Origin of the sequence: Mesorhizobium sp. M2A.F.Ca.ET.067.02.1.1 (assembly GCF_004023285.1) — a bacterium.
Lineage (GTDB): Bacteria > Pseudomonadota > Alphaproteobacteria > Rhizobiales > Rhizobiaceae > Mesorhizobium.
On record NZ_RZSB01000876.1, the window covers coordinates 1 to 2,248 of the forward strand.

The window sequence follows — 2,248 nt, forward strand, 5'->3', positions numbered from 1 at the left end:
CACCACTTCGGTCGCCTATGGCCCGACGATCGGCAAGAACATCGCGCTTGCCTATCTGCCCTGGGCGTACTGCCAGGAAGGCTGCAAGCTGCAGGTCGAGTATTTTGGCGAGACCTATCCGGTCGAGGTGGCGGGAGTCGGTTACAAGCCGCTCTACGACCCGGAGAACCTCAAGCCGAGGAGCTGATGGTCGCGGACCAAGAAAGATGCAAAGCCCGGCTCCGGTCGGGCTTTTGCTTTTGTGCGGGCCGTGATTCTCGGGTAGCGTTGCTCCGGGCGGAGTAAGCAGGTTTGCAACGGTTCGGTTGGGACAGGAAGAACGACGCATTCGTCTTCGTGATGAAGGGGAACATTCCCGTTCATGTCAGCTGGACCTTTGCCATTCCAGCCGTCCTGCCGTTCGTACATGAATGGTCGAGGCATCCCAGGCTCGCCCTGATCCATACGGCCATATTCGCCGCGCTCCTGTTCCTGTCGGTGTTTCTGCATGAACTTGCCCATGTCTGGGCAGCGCGACGGCGCGGCATCGGCACCCAACGGATAGACCTGTACCTGTTCGGCGGATTTGCCTGGTTCAAGCCCGGCGCGGCTTCGCCCTATGGCTGGGCATGGATCGCGTTTGCCGGGCCGTTGGTGAACATCGTCCTGGTGGCGGGCTTTGCCGCTGCCTATTACCTTCTTGCCCGGCCCTTGTTGCCTGTCGATCCGGACGGTCATTTCAGTTCGCCGCCGCCGAGACTGGACACGCTTCTTGAGTGGACGCTTTGGCTTGGCGCATTGGTGAATGCGGCCTTGGCCATTCTCAACCTCCTTCCGGCCATTCCGCTTGATGGCGGGGCGATCGCCAGGCATCTGCTTGCGCCGCGTTTCGGCGCGGATGCCGCCGTGCGGATCGTCGGCTTCTGCGGCGTCGTGCTTTCGATCCTGCGTTTCGCGGTCATTGTCCCTGCGGCCCTGGCCGGAATTCTGTTGTGGTTTTCGCCTTCCTTCAGGCCGAACTGGCGGGCGTTTCGCGCCGCCGGCAATAAGAAGCCCGTTCCGCAGCATCCGGCTTGATGTGCAGGGGGGCAGCGGCTTATGTGGCCTGATCAGAAGCCTGCGAAAGCCTACGCCCCATGCGCATCCTGTCCGACGCCTTCATTCCCGAGCTTCCCAATCACTATCACGGCAAGGTGCGCGAAAATTACGACCTGCCGGACGGACGCCGCATCATCATCGCCACCGATCGTTTGAGCGCGTTTGACATCATCCTGGCCTCGATCCCGTTCAAGGGCGAAGTGCTCACCCAGACGGCGCGCTACTGGTTCGAGGAAACCGCCGACATCTGTCCCAACCACGTGCTGGAATATCCCGACCCCAACGTCGTCGTCGGCACGCGGCTCGACATGCTGCCGGTCGAGATGGTCGTGCGTGGCTATCTGGCAGGCACGACCAGCACCTCTATCCTGACCAAGTATCGGAAAGGCGAAAGGAGCTTCTACGGCCACAGCTTTCCCGATGGGCTGCGCGACAATGAAAAGCTGCCGCAGGCGATCATCACGCCGACCAGCAAGGCCGCCCATGGCGGCCATGACGAGCCGCTGTCGGAGGCCGAGATTATTGACCAGGGGCTGCTCACGCAGGCGCAGTGGGATACGGTCTCGCGCTATGCGTTGCAGCTTTTCGCTCGCGGCCAGCAGCGCGCCGCCGAACGCGGCCTGATTCTCGCTGACACCAAATATGAATTCGGCACCGCGCCGGACGGCACCATCGTGCTGGCGGACGAAATCCATACGCCTGACAGCAGTCGCTATTGGATCGCTGCGAGTTATGACGAGGCGTTCGCAAGCGGCGGGCGCCCGCAGAGCTTCGACAAGGATTTCGTCCGCTCCTGGGTGTCAGCGCGGTGCGATCCCTACAAGGACCCGATCCCGCCAATTCCGGACGAGATCATCAACCAGGCCTCGGCGGTCTATATCCAGGCCTATGAAGCGATAACCGGCGCAAAATTCGTGCCCGACCTTTCCGGCGATACGGTGCTGGAGCGTATCCGTTCGAACATCGCGCGGTATTTCTAAAAGGCCCGGGCCGGCGGGATCCGATGCCCCGGATTCGCGGCTTTTGCGCGCGGCGATTTTCGCTTAACCTCCCGCCATTTCCGCTTATGCCCGCGCAAGGCATATCGTCTCAGGCAGCGCCGCCCTGGCGCTGGCGCTTTGGCTGACTCCTGCCGCGTCTCCCGCCGAGGCGGTCGATGTCGAGCTGGTGC

The 2,248-nt window shown here is 62.2% G+C and carries 3 protein-coding genes; all 3 read left to right on the forward strand.

All coding sequences use genetic code 11. From position 1 onward, the window contains the following. Positions 1-187 (forward strand): glycine cleavage T C-terminal barrel domain-containing protein (locus EOA28_RS33110; protein ID WP_148671018.1); only part of this gene is annotated, 187 nt, incomplete at its 5' end. Positions 188-291: 104 nt separating this feature from the next. Further along, positions 292-1,056 (forward strand): site-2 protease family protein, encoded by a 765-nt coding sequence (locus EOA28_RS33115; RefSeq protein WP_128315714.1) that lies wholly within the window; start codon positions 292-294, stop codon positions 1,054-1,056. A 59-nt stretch (positions 1,057-1,115) separates the two neighbouring features. Further along, positions 1,116-2,057: a phosphoribosylaminoimidazolesuccinocarboxamide synthase gene (locus tag EOA28_RS33120; RefSeq protein ID WP_126082165.1), complete on the forward strand. Its 942-nt coding sequence runs from the start codon at positions 1,116-1,118 to the stop codon at positions 2,055-2,057. The last annotated feature ends 191 nt before the right edge of the window (positions 2,058-2,248 follow it).

Bases quoted from the DNA above. Each gene is read 5' to 3' on its own strand.
- EOA28_RS33120 (WP_126082165.1), top strand. From the start codon at position 1,116: ATGCGCATCCTGTCCGACGCCTTCATTCCCGAGCTTCCCAATCACTAT.